The following is a 14,885-nucleotide window of genomic DNA, read 5'->3' on the forward strand; positions in this document are numbered from 1 at the left end:
CCAAGTGATGCTATTGTAGAAGGGTGGGCTGCTGCCGCGCCGACCTTCCGCCGCCCCGCCGCGGCCACCGCGCATTCACGGCCACCGTGCATTCATGAACGACCTGACCCTGCCTGCTTCGGACGACAGTGCCCGTGCTGCGAATGCCGGCGCGCCGCTGGCCACCGTGCTCATCGTCGATGACGACCGGGCGACGCGGGCCATGGTGCGCGCCGTGCTCGCGCGCGAGCGCTACCGCGTCGTCGAGGCACCCGACGGGCAGGCGGCCATTGCCGCCGTGCAGGCCGAGCGGCCCGACCTGATCCTCATGGACGTGATGATGCCGGTTCTGGACGGTCACGCCGCGTGTGCGCACATCCGGCGTCTGCTGGCCGATGATGCGTTGCCGATCGTGATGCTCACCGCGGCCGACGACATCGATTCGATCGAGGCGGCGTTCGAGGCTGGGGCCACGGACTTCATCACCAAGCCGATCAACTGGGCGCTGCTGCGCCAGCGCGTGCGCTACGCCCTGCGCGCGGGTGACCTGACGCGCGAGGTGCGCCGTGCCCGGCTGCGCGAGCTGTCGGTGCGCAAAATCGCCGGCCTGGGTTATTGGGAGTGGCATCTGGACACCGACCGCTTGCGCTGGAGCGACGAAATCGAGCCGCTGGCCGGGCTGGATGCGCGCGAAGGCGTGTCGCGACAGGATTTTTTGGACCGTGTCCACACCGATGACCGAGCCCGGCTCAACGCGGCGCTGGGGGCGGTGCGCGACGACGGGGCGCGACTGGAACAGGAATTTCGGATCCGCGTGCGTGACAGCGACCGCGTGGTGCGGGTGGTCGGCGAGCGCGGGCGGCACGGCGACGACGCGCAGTGCGTCATGGGCGTGTTCCAGGATGTGACCGACATGCGCCGCACCGAGGCGCTGGTCGATTACCTGTCCCTGCACGACGACACGACCGCGTTGCCCAACCGGCGCCTGTTTTTGCACCGCGCGGCGCAGCACATCGAAGCGGCGGGTGGTGGTCAAAAGGCGGTCGTGCTGATTGGCACCGTCGACATCCACCGGTTTGGCCGCTACAACGAAACGCTGGGCGAAAGCGGGGCCAACGAGCTGCTGGCGCTGCTGGGGCAGCGCTTGCGGCGCGCGATGGACGAGCGTGTCATCGCCGATGCCGCCCGCATCGGGGGCGATGAATTTGCGGTCGCCATCCAGGCCGCCGACGAGGCGGCTGCGTTGGCGCAATGGCGGCGCGTACTGACGCTGTTGCGCCAGCCCGTGATGCTGCGGGAGCAGTCCTGGTTGCTCACCATGAGCGCTGGCTGGGCGCTGTGTCCCCGTCACGGATGCGAGCCGCAGTCGCTGCTGACCCTGGCGCAGGAGGCGCAGCAGCGCGCGCGCACCCAGGGGCGCGACGACATGGGCGCGCAAGCCGACGATGCCCGTACCCAGCGCCGCCAGCGGCTGTTGAGCATGGAGGCCGCATTGGCCCAGGCACTGGCGCGCGATGAATGGTGCCTGTTCTACCAGCCGCAAATGGACTTCGGCACCGGGCGTATCGTCGGCTACGAGGCGTTGCTGCGGTGGCAGTCGCCGCAGTTTGGCATGGTCTCGCCGGTGGAGTTTGTGCCGCTGCTGGAGGAGTCCGGCCTGATCGTCGATGTCGGCGCGTGGGTGCTGGAGACGGCGGCCCGCCAGGCCGCGGCCTGGGAGCGCGCCGGGCTTGCGCTGCGCGTGGGCATCAACCTGTCGCCGCGGCAGTTTCTGGCGCCGGTGTTGCCTGGGCAGATCGAGTCGGCCCTGCGCGCCAGCGGTGTATCGCCCCATTGCATCGAGCTCGAGATCACCGAGAGTCTGGCGATGCAGGACATTGATCACACGGTGCGGCTGCTGCAGCGTTACCGCGCCGCTGGCGTCAAGGTGGCCATCGACGATTTTGGCGTTGGCCACTCCTCGCTGGCGTATGTGCTGCAGTTTCCGGTCGATGCGATCAAAATCGACCGCGCATTTGTCACCCATATCACGCGCGGGCCCGCAGACCGCGCCATCGTGCGCGCGGTGGTGGCGCTGGGCCAATCGCTGGGTGTGGACGTCATCGCCGAGGGGGTGGAAACCCAGCGTCAGTGCGACTTTCTCGAGGCCATCGGCGTCACCCAGGTGCAGGGCTACCTGATAGGCCGGCCGATGCCCGCCACCGATTTGGAGGCGTTGGCACGCGACTACTGCCGCACGCTCTGACGCCCGCGCGGCGCATCGTGCGGCCCGGGCGCCCTAGCCGATGTTGCCGGTGTGCACGCCAAATTGCCCGCGCCGCCGGTCCTCGAAGTAGCGTCGCAGCGTCTCCTGCACGGTGCGAAACGCCAAATCCTCCCACGGGATTTCGTGCTCGTAAAACAGGCGCGCCTCCAGCGTTTCGTGGCCGGGCGCAAAGCGGTCGCTGAGCAGCCGCGCGCGGTAGTAGATGTGCACCTGGCCCACGCGCGCCACGTTGAGCAGGGTGAACAGCCCCTCCAGCGCGATGTCGGCGCCGGCTTCCTCCTGCGTTTCGCGCACGGCGCCTTCTTCGGTGGTTTCGCCCAGCTCCATGAAGCCGGCGGGCAGGGTCCACTTGCCCCAGCGCGGCTCGATGGCGCGCCGGCACAGCAGCACCTGCTGCCCCTGCGCGCCCCAGTGCGGCACCGTGCCGACCACGTTGAGTGGGTTTTCGTAGTGGATGGTGCCGCACGCTGGGCACACCGCCCGCACGCGCGTGTCGCCGTCGTCGGGGACGCGGTACTCGACAGCGGTGGCACACGCACGGCAAAACCGGATGGGACTGCGCAACATGCCCGCCAGTGTAGTGCCAGCGCACGCGCATGACCGTGCGCTGGGCCGTGGTGGATTACCGCTTGGTGTGTTTTTCGATCAGCTTGCGCGCGGTGTCGAGCAAATCGCGGCCGTTGAAGCCACGCTTGTCCATGTCCTGCACCCACTCGACCTCGACCTGCCGGGCGCGGCGGCGGAACTCCTGCGCCTGCTCCATGCCGATGGTGTGGATCTTGTTGCCGCGCTCCACGGCAAGCTTGCGCGCCGGGGCGTCGCCGGCTTGCTGCGTGCGCCCCAAAAAGGCCGAGGTTTCGATCCCGGAGTTGGCATCGATGACTTTCTTCAAGTCGGACGGCAGCGACTCGTAGCGCGCCTTGTTCATGCCCATGACGAACGTCGTGGTGTAGAGCGCGCCGCCCGCGGGGTCGAACTCGCTGTGGTGGCTCACCAGCTCGTGCACCTTGACCGAGGGGACCACCTCCCACGGAATCACACAGCCGTCGATCACGCCCTTGGAGAGCGCATCGGGGATCTGCGGCAGCGGCATGCCCACCGGCGTGGCCCCCAGGTAGCCCAGCATCTTGGTGATTTGCCGTGTCGGCCCGCGCATCTTGAGGCCGCGCAAATCGTCGGGCTGCGTGATCACACGGGGCTTGACGTGGAACATGCCCGGACCGTGCACCTGAAAGGCAATCGGGTGGATGTCGCGGTATTCATCGGCGGCCTTGGTCTGCACGTACTCCCAAAACGCCTTGGAGGTGGCCTCGGCGTTGGTCATCATGAACGGCAGCTCGAACACCTCGGTGCGCGGAAACCGCCCTGGCGTGTTGCCCGGCAGCGTCCACACGATGTCCACGACGCCATCCTTGGCCTGGTCGTAGAGCTGCACCGGCGAGCCCCCCAGCTGCATGGCCGGGTAGGCTTCGAATTTGATGCGCCCGCCCGAGTCTTTCTCAACCTTGTCCATCCAGGCCTTGTGCATGTTGAGCCACACGTTGGACGTGGGCGACATGAAGGTGTGAAACTTGAGCGTGACGCTGGGCTGTGCAAAGCCGATCAGGGCGGGAGCGCCCAGGGCGACGGCGGCGCCCGATTGCAGCAGGGTGCGGCGCTGGATCATGGTGCAGATCTCCGGAAACGACGTGGATGGGCAGGTCCGCACGGACTGGTTGGGGAGTGCTGTGCGGTGTCCCGTAGTGTAGGGCGCCGCGCCCGCTCATGGTGGCCGTCTCGGGGTTTGTCTGGGTGCGCCACGCGGCTAGACTGTGGGGTCTGACACCCCTTCGATGCCATGAAGCTCTACAACTACTTTCGCTCCGGTACCTCGTTTCGCGTGCGCATCGCGCTCAACCTCAAGGGTCTGGACTACGACTACGTCAGCGTCCATCTGGCCAAAGGCGAGCAGCACGGCGCGGCCTACCGCGCCATCAGCCCCGACGGACTGGTGCCGGTGCTCGACGTCCAGGGGCAGCCCGATGAGGCGCTGTTGAGCCAGTCGATGGCCATCATCGAGTACCTGGACGAGACGCACCCCGAGCCGCCGCTGCTGCCGCGCGACCCGCTTGGCCGCGCCCGCGTGCGCGCGCTGGCGCAGACGATCGCGTGCGAAATCCACCCGATCAACAACCTGCGCATCCTCAAATACCTGGCGGCTCCGCTGGGCCTGGACGAAGCGCAGCGCACCGCCTGGTACAACCACTGGGTCATGGAAGGCCTGCGCGCGTACGAACGCCGCTTGCAGGACTTGGCCGAGGAGCGCGCACGGCGCGGGTTGCCGCCCTCGGTCTACTCCTACGGCGACCACCCCACGCTGGCCGATTGCTGCCTGGTGCCGCAAATCGTCAACGGCCGCCGCTTTGGTTTGGAGTACGAAGGCATTCCGCTGACCCTGGCGGTTTATGAGCGCTGCATGCAGCTCGACGCCTTCCAGCGCGCCCACCCCTCGCGCTGCCCCGATGCCGAGTGACGCCACCCCCGCGGCGCCGATCGAGGCGGTGCGCGCCGGCCTGCCCGGCCTGGCCGCCGACCTTGGGCCGGGCGCCTGCGGCTGGATGAGCACGCGCGCCGGTGGCGTCTCCGCGGGGCCGTGGGCGTCGCTCAACCTGGGCGATCACGTGGGTGACGACCCTGCGGCTGTGGCGCTCAACCGCCAGCGGTTGGCCGCCGCGCTGGGGGTGCGGCCGGTGTTTTTGCGGCAGGTGCATGGCACGCGCGTGGTGCGCGTGGACGCCGCGGCGCCCGATGGCGTCGAAGCCGATGCCTGTTGGACCGACGCGTGGGGCGTGGCCTGCTGCGTGCTCGTGGCCGACTGTCTGCCGATCCTGTTGGCGGCGCCGGGGGGCACCTCGGTCGCGGCGGTGCACGCGGGCTGGCGCGGCCTGGCGGGGGAGGCCGGGCAGGGCGTGCTTGAATCGCTTTGCCAGGCGTGGCCGGCGGCGCGCGAGCCGGCGCAGCGACGCGCGATACGGGTGTGGATCGGTGCCGCCATCGGGCCTGCCGCCTTCGAGGTCGGGCCGGAGGTGCGCGCGGCATTCGTGGCCGCGCACCCGGACGATGCCGGCGCGTTCGTCCCGGGCGCGCCCGGCACGGACCGCTGGCGGGCGGACCTGCCATGGCTGGCGCGCGCGCGCCTGCAGCGTTTGGGTTTTGGGGCGATCGCGGGTCACGACGGCGCACCGTCCTGGTGCACCGTCAGCAACCCATCACGGTTCTTCTCGCACCGGCGTGATGCGCGGCGCCTCGGCAGCAGCGGGCGGCTCGCAGCGGCCGTCTGGCGCAGCGCTGGCTGACGCTTCGGCACGCCGCCGCGCTTTGCGCCGCAGCGGCGTGCCGGCCAGGTACACCACCAACGCCATGGGCCCCACGCCGTAGAGCAGCAGCGTCAACAACGCCCCCAGCAGGGTGCCGTTGGGGCTCATGGTCTCCGCAATCGCCATCATCACCACCACGTAGCCCCACGCCAGCAACACGAGATACATCGGCGCCACCCCACGAACATGCCCCATCGGGCACGGATTTTGTCAGCGTCATGGAAGCCACCCTTGCAACACTGGTGTCACATGCACTGGCGCGATGGGCCCCAGGCCAGTGGCGCCGCGGTGGCAGGTTCGCATTGTCACGGAAACGACAGGCGAGCGCGTTACCATGGCATGTGAATGACCAAGAGGAGACACACGCATGACGGCAAACCCGCGCGATGGCCAAAACCCCTGGCTGCAGTGGTCGCAACAAGCCTTGCAACAATGGACACAGGCCGTCCAGACCACGCTGCAGGGGGTGCCCCAGCCCGCGGGTGGCGCGGGCGCCGTGCCCGGCTCGGGCGACGCGGCGGGCCTGTCCCAGGTGCTGCAGCGCCTCAGTGGCCAGCCGGTGCAACTGGATCCGCGCGCGTGGCTGGAGATCCAGCAGGACTACCTGCGCGAGCTGGGTGAGCTGTGGCGCCAAGGGCTGCAGGTGCAGCCGCCGCGCGACGACCGGCGCTTTGCCGCGGATGCTTGGGCGCGCAACCCGGTGGCGGCCTACAGCGCCGCGTGGTATTTGCTCAACGCGCGCACGCTCATGCGCATGGCCGATGCGGTGCAGGCCGACCCCAAGACCCGCGCGCGCGTGCGCTTTGCCGTGCAGCAGTGGATCGATGCCAGTGCACCCAGCAACTTCCTGGCCCTCAACGCCGAGGCGCAGCAAAAAGCCCTCGAAACCCAAGGCGAAAGCATCGCCAAAGGCGTGCAAAACCTGCTGCACGACATGAAGCAGGGCTTTGTCTCGATGACCGACCACAGCGCGTTCGAGGTCGGTCGCAACGTGGCCACCACCGAAGGGCAGGTGGTGTTCGAGAATGAGCTGTTTCAGCTCATCGAGTACAAGCCGCTCACGCCCAAGGTGCACGAGCGGCCGTTTCTGGTGGTGCCACCGTGCATCAACAAGTACTACATTCTCGATCTGCAGCCAGACAACTCGTTTTTGCGCTATGCGGTGGAGCAGGGACACCGCACCTTCGTCATGAGCTGGCGCAACCCCGACGCCGAGCTTGCCCAGGCCACGTGGGACGACTACATCGAAAACGCCGTCATCCGTGCCATCGACGTCGTGCGCGAGATTGGCAAGGCCGACACCGTCAACGCGCTGGGCTTTTGCGTCGGCGGCACCATGCTGGGCACCGCGCTGGCGGTCTTGGCCGCGCGTGGCGAGCGCAAGGTCGAAAGCGTCACGTTCCTCACCACGCTGCTGGACTTTACCGACACGGGCGTGCTCGACGTCTTCATCGACGAGGCCTTTGTGCAACTGCGCGAGCTGCAGTTTGCCAACGGGGGCATTCTGCCCGGGCGTGAGCTGGCCACCACGTTCAGTTTCTTGCGGCCCAACGACCTGGTGTGGAACTACGTCGTGGGCAACTACCTCAAGGGCGAGACGCCGCCGCCGTTTGATCTGCTGTACTGGAACAGCGACAGCACCAACCTGCCGGGGCGCTACTACGCGTGGTACCTGCGCCACCTGTACCTGCAAAACGAGCTGTGCCAACCCGGCACGCTCACGGTCTGCGGCGAGCGCATCGATCTCGGCGCCATCGACATCCCGGCCTACGTGTACGGCTCGCGCGAAGACCACATCGTGCCCATCGGCGGGGCGTATGCGACCACCCAGCACCTGGGTGGCCCGGTGCGCTTTGTTATGGGGGCGTCGGGCCACATCGCCGGCGTGATCAACCCGGCGGCCAAGGGCAAACGCAGCTACTGGACGGGGGCGCCAAACCACTTCCCGCCGGCGGTGGACGACTGGATCGACGCCGCCACCGAGCACAAGGGCAGTTGGTGGACCGACTGGGCGCCGTGGCTGGCCGCGCACGCTGGGCCCCAGGTGGCCGCGCCGCGCAGCTACGGCAACCGCCGCCACAAGCCCATCGAACCCGCCCCGGGGCGCTACGTGCGTGTGTCGGCGCAGGAGGCCTTGGCCACCCTGGCCGCCGGCGGCCGCTCGGTCTGAGCCCGTTACATTTTTTCTCACGCGAAAGGTTGCATCATGGAAGACATCGTCATCGTGGGCGCTGTGCGCACCGCCATCGGCAAATTTGGCGGCACGCTTGCCAAAACTCCCGCCACCGATTTGGGCGCCACCGTCATTCGGGCGCTGTTGCAGCGCACGGGTGTGCCCGCCGACCAGGTGGGCGAGGTCATCATGGGGCAGGTGCTGGCGGCCGGTTGCGGTCAAAACCCCGCGCGCCAGGCGGCCATGAAGGCGGGCGTGCCCAAAGAGACGCCGGCGCTGACCATCAACGCCGTGTGTGGCTCGGGCCTCAAGGCCGTGATGTTGGCCGCACAGGCCGTGGCCTGGGGCGACAGCGACATCGTCATCGCCGGCGGGCAGGAGAGCATGTCGCTGGCCCCGCACGTGCTCATGGGCAGCCGCGAAGGCCAGCGCATGGGCGACTGGAAGATGATCGACTCCATGATCGTCGATGGCCTGTGGGATGTGTACAACCAGTACCACATGGGCATCACCGCCGAAAACGTCGCCAAGGCACACGGCATCACGCGCGCGATGCAAGACGCCCTAGCGCTGGCCAGCCAGCAAAAGGCCGCCGCTGCGCAGGATGCGGGCAAATTCAAGGACGAGATCGTGCCCGTGACCATCCCGCAGCGCAAGGGGGATCCCATCGTCTTTGATACCGACGAATACATCAACCGCAAGACCAACGCCGAGGCGCTGGCCGGCCTCAAGCCCGCGTTCGACAAAGCCGGCACCGTCACCGCCGGCAACGCCAGCGGCATCAACGACGGCGCGGCGGCCGTGATGGTGATGAAGGCCAGCAAGGCGGCCCAGCTCGGCTTGCAGCCGCTGGCGCGCATCGCCAGCTTTGGCACCAGCGGGCTCGACCCGGCCACCATGGGCATGGGACCGGTGCCCGCCTCGCAAAAGGCGTTGGCGCGCGCCGGCTGGACGGTGGCCGACGTCGATCTGTTCGAGCTCAACGAAGCGTTCGCGGCGCAGGCCTGCGCGGTCAACCAGGCCCTGGGCATCGACCCGGCCAAGGTCAACGTCAACGGGGGCGCGATCGCCCTGGGGCACCCCATTGGGGCATCCGGCTGTCGCGTGCTGGTCACCCTGCTGCACGAGATGCAGCGGCGCAACGCCCGCAAGGGGCTCGCCGCACTGTGCATCGGCGGCGGCATGGGCGTGTCGCTGTGCGTCGAGCGCTGAGGCCCCCATCGTTGCCCGCACCATTTTCCACACCCACACCACAGAGGAGCCAAGCCATGAGTCAGCAACGCGTCGCCTACGTCACCGGTGGCATGGGCGGGATCGGCACCGCCATCTGCCAGGCCCTGCACAAAGCGGGGTTCAAGGTCATTGCCGGCTGCGGCCCCACGCGCGACTACCAAAAGTGGCTCGACGAGCAAAAGGCGCTGGGCTACACCTTCTACGCCAGCGTTGGTAATGTCGCCGACTGGGACTCGACCGTGCAGGCCTTTGCCAAGGCCAAGGCCGAGCACGGCCCCATCGACGTTTTGGTCAACAACGCGGGGATCACGCGCGACCGGCTGTTCCTGAAGATGACCAAGGAAGACTGGGATGCGGTCATCAACACCAACCTGACGTCGATGTTCAACGTCACCAAGCAGGTGGTGCCCGACATGGTCGAGCGCGGCTGGGGCCGCATCATCCAGATTTCCTCGGTCAACGGGGAAAAGGGCCAGGCCGGCCAGACCAACTACTCGGCGGCCAAGGCCGGCATGCATGGCTTTACGATGGCGCTGGCGCAGGAGCTGGCCTCCAAGGGCGTGACCGTCAACACGGTCAGCCCCGGCTACATCGCCACCGACATGGTCAAGGCCATCCGCCCGGACGTGTTGGAAAAAATCGTGGCCCAAATTCCCGTCAAGCGCCTGGGCGAGCCGCGCGAGATCGCCTCGATCGTGGCCTGGCTGGCCAGCGACGACGCCGGGTTTGCCACCGGCGCCGACTTCTCGATCAACGGCGGCCTGCACATGGGCTGATGTCGCGGCGGGCTGGCCCGTGGCCGCCAGCCCTGCTGTCCCCGGGGTCGGGGATAATCCCGACCCCATGGAACACCCCGTCGCTGCAAACGGTCACAGCCCCTGGCGCCTGAGCGTGGCGCCGATGATGGAATGGACCGATCGCCACTGCCGCTGGCTGCACCGGCAGCTCACCCGCCACACGCGCCTGTACACCGAAATGGTCACCACCGGTGCACTGTTGCACGGTGATGTGGTGCGCCACCTGCAGTTTGACGCCATCGAACACCCGGTGGCGTTGCAGCTCGGCGGCAACGACCCGCGTGAGCTGGCTGTGGCCGCGCGCATGGGGGAGGTCTGGGGTTACGACGAAATCAACCTCAACTGCGGCTGCCCCAGCCCCCGCGTGCAGCGGGGGGCCTTTGGCGCCTGTCTGATGGAGCACCCGCGCCTGGTGGCGGACTGTGTGCGCGCCATGCGCGACACGGTGCGCGTGCCGGTGACGGTCAAGCACCGCATTGGCATCGACCGGGTGGAGGATTACGGCTTTGTGCGCGATTTCGTCGGTATCGTGGCCGAAGCCGGCTGTTCGGTCTTCATCGTTCACGCCCGCAACGCCTGGCTCGATGGTCTGAGTCCGGCCGAAAACCGCACCGTCCCGCCACTGCGCTACGCCGTGGTGCACCGCCTCAAGCGCGACTTTCCCCACCTGACCATCGTGGTCAATGGCGGCATCACCACCGACGCGCAGATCGCCGAGCAGTTGGCGCAGGTGGATGGCGTGATGGTGGGGCGCGAGGCCTACCACAACCCGTGGTGGCTGGCGTCGTGGGATGCGGCCTACTTCGGCGACACTGCGGCAGCGGCGCTGGACCGCGACGCGGTGGAGGCCCGCATGGTGACCTACATGACGCGCGTGGGGCCGGAGCTGCCCGGGGGGTGGTACGCCATCGCCCGCCACATGCTCGGCTTGCGCCACGGACAGCCGGGGGCCCGCCGCTGGCGCCAGGTGTGGAGCGACCACCGGCTCAAGGGGTTGCCGCCGGCCGAGGTGTCGCGGCGCGCCCGCGCGGCGATGCGTGGCGAGCCGGTTGCGGCCTGACCAGGCAGCGCATCACGCGCAGCTTGTCCGAGGGTTGCGGCCAGGCTGGCCGCCCGCACGCGGGGCGTTAGACGGCCGCCTGCAGGCCGTTGGCAAAGTGCACCCGCACCGCCTGGGCGGCGGCGGCCGGATCGCGACGGCGCAGCGCATCCAGAATCGCGCGGTGCTCCGCCAACGACTCGGCAATGCGCCCCTGCTTGGACAGCGAGCCGTGCCGGTTGAGCTTCATGACCTTGCGCAGGTCGTTGACCAGTTGCTTGCGCCAGCGGTTTTGCCCCAGGTCCAGCACGCGCAGGTGAAAGGCCTCGTTGAGCTCGAAAAAGCGCTCGCGCGAGCCGGTCGCGGGATCCGCCGCCGCCTCGAGCTGCGCATGCAGGCGTTCGAGTTCTGCCAACTCCTCATCGCTGGCGCGCCAGCAGACCGCCTCGGCCGCGTCCGCTTCCAGCAGGGCCAGCAGCTCGTAGACCTCGCGCAGGTCTTGCTGCGACACCTCTGTCACGTAGGCCCCGCGCCGCACCTTCATGGTCACCAGGCCTTCGGCTGCCAGCACCTTGATGGCCTCGCGCAGTGGCGTGCGGCTGATGCCCAGCTCCTCGGCGATCTTGAGTTCATCGATCCAGGCGCCGGGGGGTAACTCGCGGCTGAAGATGCGCTGGCGCAGGCGCTCGGCCACTTCCTCGTAAAGGGCGCGCGACAGCAGGGGAACGGCAGTCATGGCGACATGATAACGTTGAATGGATTTTGCATCCAAAATTATGAATGAGACGGACCCGCGGGTGCAGACCAGGCGCGACGCCGGTGGTTATACGCGTGCCGGTAAGCCACACCGAAAGCCGTGACGTTTCCCCCGCAAGGGCGCAAGACCGGCGCTGCTGCCGCCACTGCCGTGACGATACCTGCCGGTTTCGCGGGCGCCCCCAGTGGCGTCGCCCGCGCATGGATTGCGCACGAGCGCGAACTGCGCCGCTGGTTGCGTGCGCGCCTGCGCGAACCGGCCGATGCGGACGACCTCATGCAGGCGTTGTTCATCAAGGCGCTGCGCCAGGGGCAGCGCTTTTGCGACATCCACAACGCACGTGCCTGGCGGTTCGAGGTGGCGCGCAACCTGCTTGCCGACACCTTGCGCGTGGCGCGCGAGACCGTCGAGCTGCCGGAAACGCTGGTGGCCGAGGACGCAGAGCCCGATACGGTGGACGCGCTGACCGCCTGCCTGCCGCGCTTGACGCAGGGTTTTCCCTGGGTTTTGAGGGGTTGGCTGCGTCCTAAGCGCCGCTACGCCGTCTTATGCCGGGGCACCGCGCTGCGACCCGCAACGTCCCATCCTCGCCACCGTATGATGAACCCCATGAATCTCGCCCAAAAACTGTCCCTGCGCCGTTTCTTCGTCGGTCTGCTGCTCGGCGGCCTGAGCCTGCTCGCGCAGGCCGTGGAGGTCGCATTCGAGCGCGTCGCCGACAACGTCTACGCCTACATTGGCGACCTCGAAGGCCGCACCTACGACAACGAGGGGCTCAACGCCAACCTCGGCCTGGTGGTCACGCCCGCTGGCGCGGTGCTGATCGACAGCGGCCCCACCTACGAGGTGGCCAAGAAAATCGAGGCCGCCGCGCGTGCGGTCACGCCCCAGCCCATCCGGTGGGTCATCAACACCGGCGGGCAGGACCACCGCTGGCTGGGCAATGGCTATTTCAAGGACAAGGGCGCCGAGATCCTGGCCCACCAGGACGCCCAGGCCGATATGAAGACGCGCGCGGCCGAACACATGGACGGCCTGCGGCGCGTGCTCAAAGAGCGGCTCGACGGCACGGTGCCCACGTTGCCGACGCGCTGGCTGACCGAACCGGACACGCGGCTCGAGCTGGGCGGCACGGTCATCGAACTCAAGCACCGTGGCGGCGGCCACACCCCGGGCGACACCCTGGTCTGGTTGCCGCAGACGCGTGTGCTGTTCGGCGGTGATGTGGTCTATGTGGACCGCATTCTCGGCCTGCACGAGGTCAGCCGCAGCAAGACCTGGCTTGCCAGCTTCGAGGTGATCGACCAACTCAAGCCCGCCGTCATCGTCCCGGGCCACGGTCGCGTGACCGACCTGGCCACCGCGCAGAGGGACACGCGCGACCTGCTGATCGCGCTGCGCGCACACATGAAAAAGGCGGTCGACGACGGCGTGGACATGAGCGCCGCGGTCAAGAGCTTCGACGCCCGGCCGTATCGCCACCTCAAGCACGCCGACGTTTGGCTGCCGCAGCTGGCCAACCGCACGTATCTGGAGGTGGAGCGGGAGTGAGACGTTGTGCACGAGTCTCCGTCACGCCATCCGGGGGACCGTGGGGCAACGCGGCCGTTGGTCCTTCGGGGATCGCGTGCTGCCCATGGTGCGCAAGGGTGGCCAGCCCCGGCCGGATGGGATGAGCCACTGACGGGCCCTGCGTCTTTTGGCCGGTCAGCCCGTCTTCGCTAGCATGAACACGCTCGCAGCCTCCACCAAGCCCTGGCCCCTGCGCCAGCCGGCGCTGTTTTTGCTGCTCGCCGCCGTCGCGTGGCTGGCCCTCTACCGCGTGCTTGACCCGCTGTCGGAGGTCTTGGTCGCGGCCCTGCCCGTGGACCGCAACAGCCACCTCGGCGGCGCGTTGCAGTTTTTCTTCTATGACACGCCCAAGGTGCTCATGCTGCTCACCGGTGTGGTGTTCGTCATGGGCATGATCAACAGCTACTTCACGCCCGAGCGCACGCGCGCACTGCTGGCCGGCCGCACCGAAGGCGTGGCCAATGTGATGGCCGCCACCCTGGGCATCGTCACGCCGTTTTGTTCGTGCTCGGCGGTGCCGCTGTTCATCGGCTTCGTGCAGGCGGGGGTGCCGTTGGGGGTGACGTTCTCCTTCCTGATCTCGGCGCCCATGGTCAACGAGGTGGCGCTGACCCTGCTGTTTGGGCTGTTTGGCTGGAAGATCGCCGCGCTGTACCTGGGGCTGGGCCTGACGGTGGCGATCGTCGCGGGCTGGATCATCGGCCGGCTGAAGATGGAGCGCCACCTCGAGGACTGGGTGCGCGACATGCCCAAAGTGACGGCAACCGTCGAGGAGGGCGGGCTCACGCTCGCGGACCGTATCGAGGCCGGCTTCCAATCGGTGCGCGAGATCGTCGGCAAGGTCTGGCCGTACATCCTCGGTGGCATCGCACTCGGCGCGCTGATCCACGGCTACGTGCCCGAGGATTTCATGGCCGCCATCATGGGCAAGGATGCCTGGTGGGCGGTGCCGCTGGCGGTCGTCATCGGCGTGCCGATGTACACCAACGCCGCCGGCGTCATTCCCATCGTGCAGGCGCTGCTGGCCAAGGGCGCGGCACTGGGCACGGTGCTGGCGTTCATGATGAGCGTGATCGCGCTTTCGCTGCCGGAGATGATCATCCTGCGCAAGGTGCTCAAGATGCGGCTGATTGCGACCTTCGTCGGCGTGGTGGCCGCCGGCATCCTGGTCGTTGGTTATGTGTTCAATGCCGTGCTGTGACGGTTGCGCCCGAGGGATGCCGCCAGCGTTTGCGGCACCACCCGTCTCGGGCAAGGGTCGTGGGTCGTGTGTTGATCTTTCTTCGTCCATCACCACCCAAGGAGCCAAAACATGGATGTCAAAGTTCTGGGCACCGGCTGTGCCAATTGCAGAAACACCCTTGCGCTGATCGACCAGGTTGCCAAGGCCAAAGGCGTCAACATCACGTTGGAAAAGGTCGAGGACCTCAAAGACATCATGCGCTATGGCGTCATGTCCACGCCCGGCGTGGTGATCAACGGCAAGGTCGTGCACGCGGGCGGCGTGCCCAGCCGGGAAAAGGTGGAACAATGGCTGTCCGCGGCATGAGTGCCCACCGCCTGCGTTGACGACCGCGCTGGTGCGGGGATTGTGCAACCTCTTTTCTGTAAATTTCCGGTTGGGTGGTCATGACAACCGGGTTACAGGTTGAAGTTGAGATAGACCTTGCCGGTCAGCCACTCGTCGTCGAGTTCGGCGAGCATTGCGGAAAC

The 14,885-nt window shown here is 67.7% G+C and carries 14 protein-coding genes; 10 read left to right on the forward strand and 4 right to left on the reverse strand.

What is annotated here, in order from left to right:
- Positions 1-94: 94 nt before the first annotated feature.
- On the forward strand, positions 95-2,224 hold the full coding sequence (locus Tther_RS07120; RefSeq protein ID WP_143902334.1) for a putative bifunctional diguanylate cyclase/phosphodiesterase: 2,130 nt from the start codon (positions 95-97) through the stop codon (positions 2,222-2,224).
- Positions 2,225-2,257: 33 nt separating this feature from the next.
- On the opposite strand, the gene Tther_RS07125 is transcribed toward Tther_RS07120, so the two are convergent.
- Positions 2,258-2,812, reverse strand: a complete 555-nt coding sequence (locus Tther_RS07125) for an NUDIX hydrolase (protein WP_143902336.1) — start codon at positions 2,810-2,812, stop codon at positions 2,258-2,260.
- Between the two features lie 55 nt (positions 2,813-2,867).
- The gene (locus Tther_RS07130) at positions 2,868-3,911 is read right to left on the reverse strand and encodes a TRAP transporter substrate-binding protein (RefSeq protein WP_143902338.1); all 1,044 of its coding nucleotides are present in this window, start codon (positions 3,909-3,911) and stop codon (positions 2,868-2,870) included.
- Positions 3,912-4,082: 171 nt separating this feature from the next.
- Between Tther_RS07130 and maiA the strand changes: the two genes are divergently transcribed.
- Both maiA and pgeF read left to right on the forward strand, forming a co-directional pair.
- Entirely contained in the window at positions 4,083-4,757 is a 675-nt protein-coding gene (gene maiA / locus Tther_RS07135; protein ID WP_143902340.1) for a maleylacetoacetate isomerase, read from the forward strand.
- Positions 4,747-5,580 carry a peptidoglycan editing factor PgeF gene (gene pgeF / locus Tther_RS07140; RefSeq protein ID WP_246098944.1) on the forward strand — a complete coding sequence of 278 codons (834 nt, stop codon included), beginning with the start codon at positions 4,747-4,749 and terminating at the stop codon, positions 5,578-5,580. Before maiA ends, pgeF begins: the two co-directional genes overlap by 11 nt.
- Here the strand turns inward: pgeF and Tther_RS07145 are convergent.
- Positions 5,494-5,796 carry a hypothetical protein gene (locus tag Tther_RS07145; protein ID WP_342781765.1) on the reverse strand — a complete coding sequence of 101 codons (303 nt, stop codon included), beginning with the start codon at positions 5,794-5,796 and terminating at the stop codon, positions 5,494-5,496. The genes pgeF and Tther_RS07145 overlap by 87 nt on opposite strands.
- A 172-nt stretch (positions 5,797-5,968) precedes the next feature.
- Between Tther_RS07145 and phaC the strand changes: the two genes are divergently transcribed.
- The 4 genes from phaC to dusA all read left to right on the forward strand — a co-directional run bounded on the left by phaC (position 5,969) and on the right by dusA (position 10,864).
- Entirely contained in the window at positions 5,969-7,771 is a 1,803-nt protein-coding gene (gene phaC, locus Tther_RS07150) for a class I poly(R)-hydroxyalkanoic acid synthase (RefSeq protein ID WP_143902344.1), read from the forward strand.
- Positions 7,772-7,807: 36 nt separating this feature from the next.
- Positions 7,808-8,986, forward strand: a complete 1,179-nt coding sequence (locus tag Tther_RS07155) for an acetyl-CoA C-acetyltransferase (protein WP_143902346.1) — start codon at positions 7,808-7,810, stop codon at positions 8,984-8,986.
- A 56-nt stretch (positions 8,987-9,042) separates the two neighbouring features.
- Positions 9,043-9,783, forward strand: a complete 741-nt coding sequence (phbB, locus tag Tther_RS07160; protein ID WP_143902348.1) for an acetoacetyl-CoA reductase — start codon at positions 9,043-9,045, stop codon at positions 9,781-9,783.
- 67 nt (positions 9,784-9,850) lie between these two features.
- Positions 9,851-10,864 carry a tRNA dihydrouridine(20/20a) synthase DusA gene (gene dusA, locus Tther_RS07165; RefSeq protein ID WP_143902350.1) on the forward strand — a complete coding sequence of 338 codons (1,014 nt, stop codon included), beginning with the start codon at positions 9,851-9,853 and terminating at the stop codon, positions 10,862-10,864.
- A gap of 67 nt (positions 10,865-10,931) precedes the next feature.
- Here dusA and Tther_RS07170 read toward each other — a convergent pair whose 3' ends face one another.
- A complete protein-coding gene (locus tag Tther_RS07170) occupies positions 10,932-11,579 on the reverse strand; it encodes a GntR family transcriptional regulator (RefSeq protein WP_143902352.1) in 648 nt (215 codons plus the stop codon).
- A 171-nt stretch (positions 11,580-11,750) separates the two neighbouring features.
- Here Tther_RS07170 and Tther_RS07175 point away from each other — a divergent pair, with 171 nt between their 5' ends.
- The 3 genes from Tther_RS07175 (at position 11,751) to Tther_RS07185 (ending at position 14,721) form a co-directional block, all read left to right on the forward strand.
- Positions 11,751-13,151, forward strand: coding sequence for an MBL fold metallo-hydrolase (locus tag Tther_RS07175; protein ID WP_185975029.1), 1,401 nt, complete (start codon positions 11,751-11,753; stop codon positions 13,149-13,151).
- 175 nt (positions 13,152-13,326) lie between these two features.
- Positions 13,327-14,373: a permease gene (locus Tther_RS07180; RefSeq protein ID WP_143902356.1), complete on the forward strand. Its 1,047-nt coding sequence runs from the start codon at positions 13,327-13,329 to the stop codon at positions 14,371-14,373.
- A gap of 111 nt (positions 14,374-14,484) precedes the next feature.
- Complete coding sequence (locus Tther_RS07185) at positions 14,485-14,721, forward strand: thioredoxin family protein (RefSeq protein ID WP_143902359.1); 237 nt, start codon at positions 14,485-14,487, stop codon at positions 14,719-14,721.
- Positions 14,722-14,885: the final 164 nt, after the last annotated feature.

Source organism: Tepidimonas thermarum (genome assembly GCF_007556705.1).
In the GTDB taxonomy this organism is placed as follows: domain Bacteria; phylum Pseudomonadota; class Gammaproteobacteria; order Burkholderiales; family Burkholderiaceae_C; genus Tepidimonas; species Tepidimonas thermarum.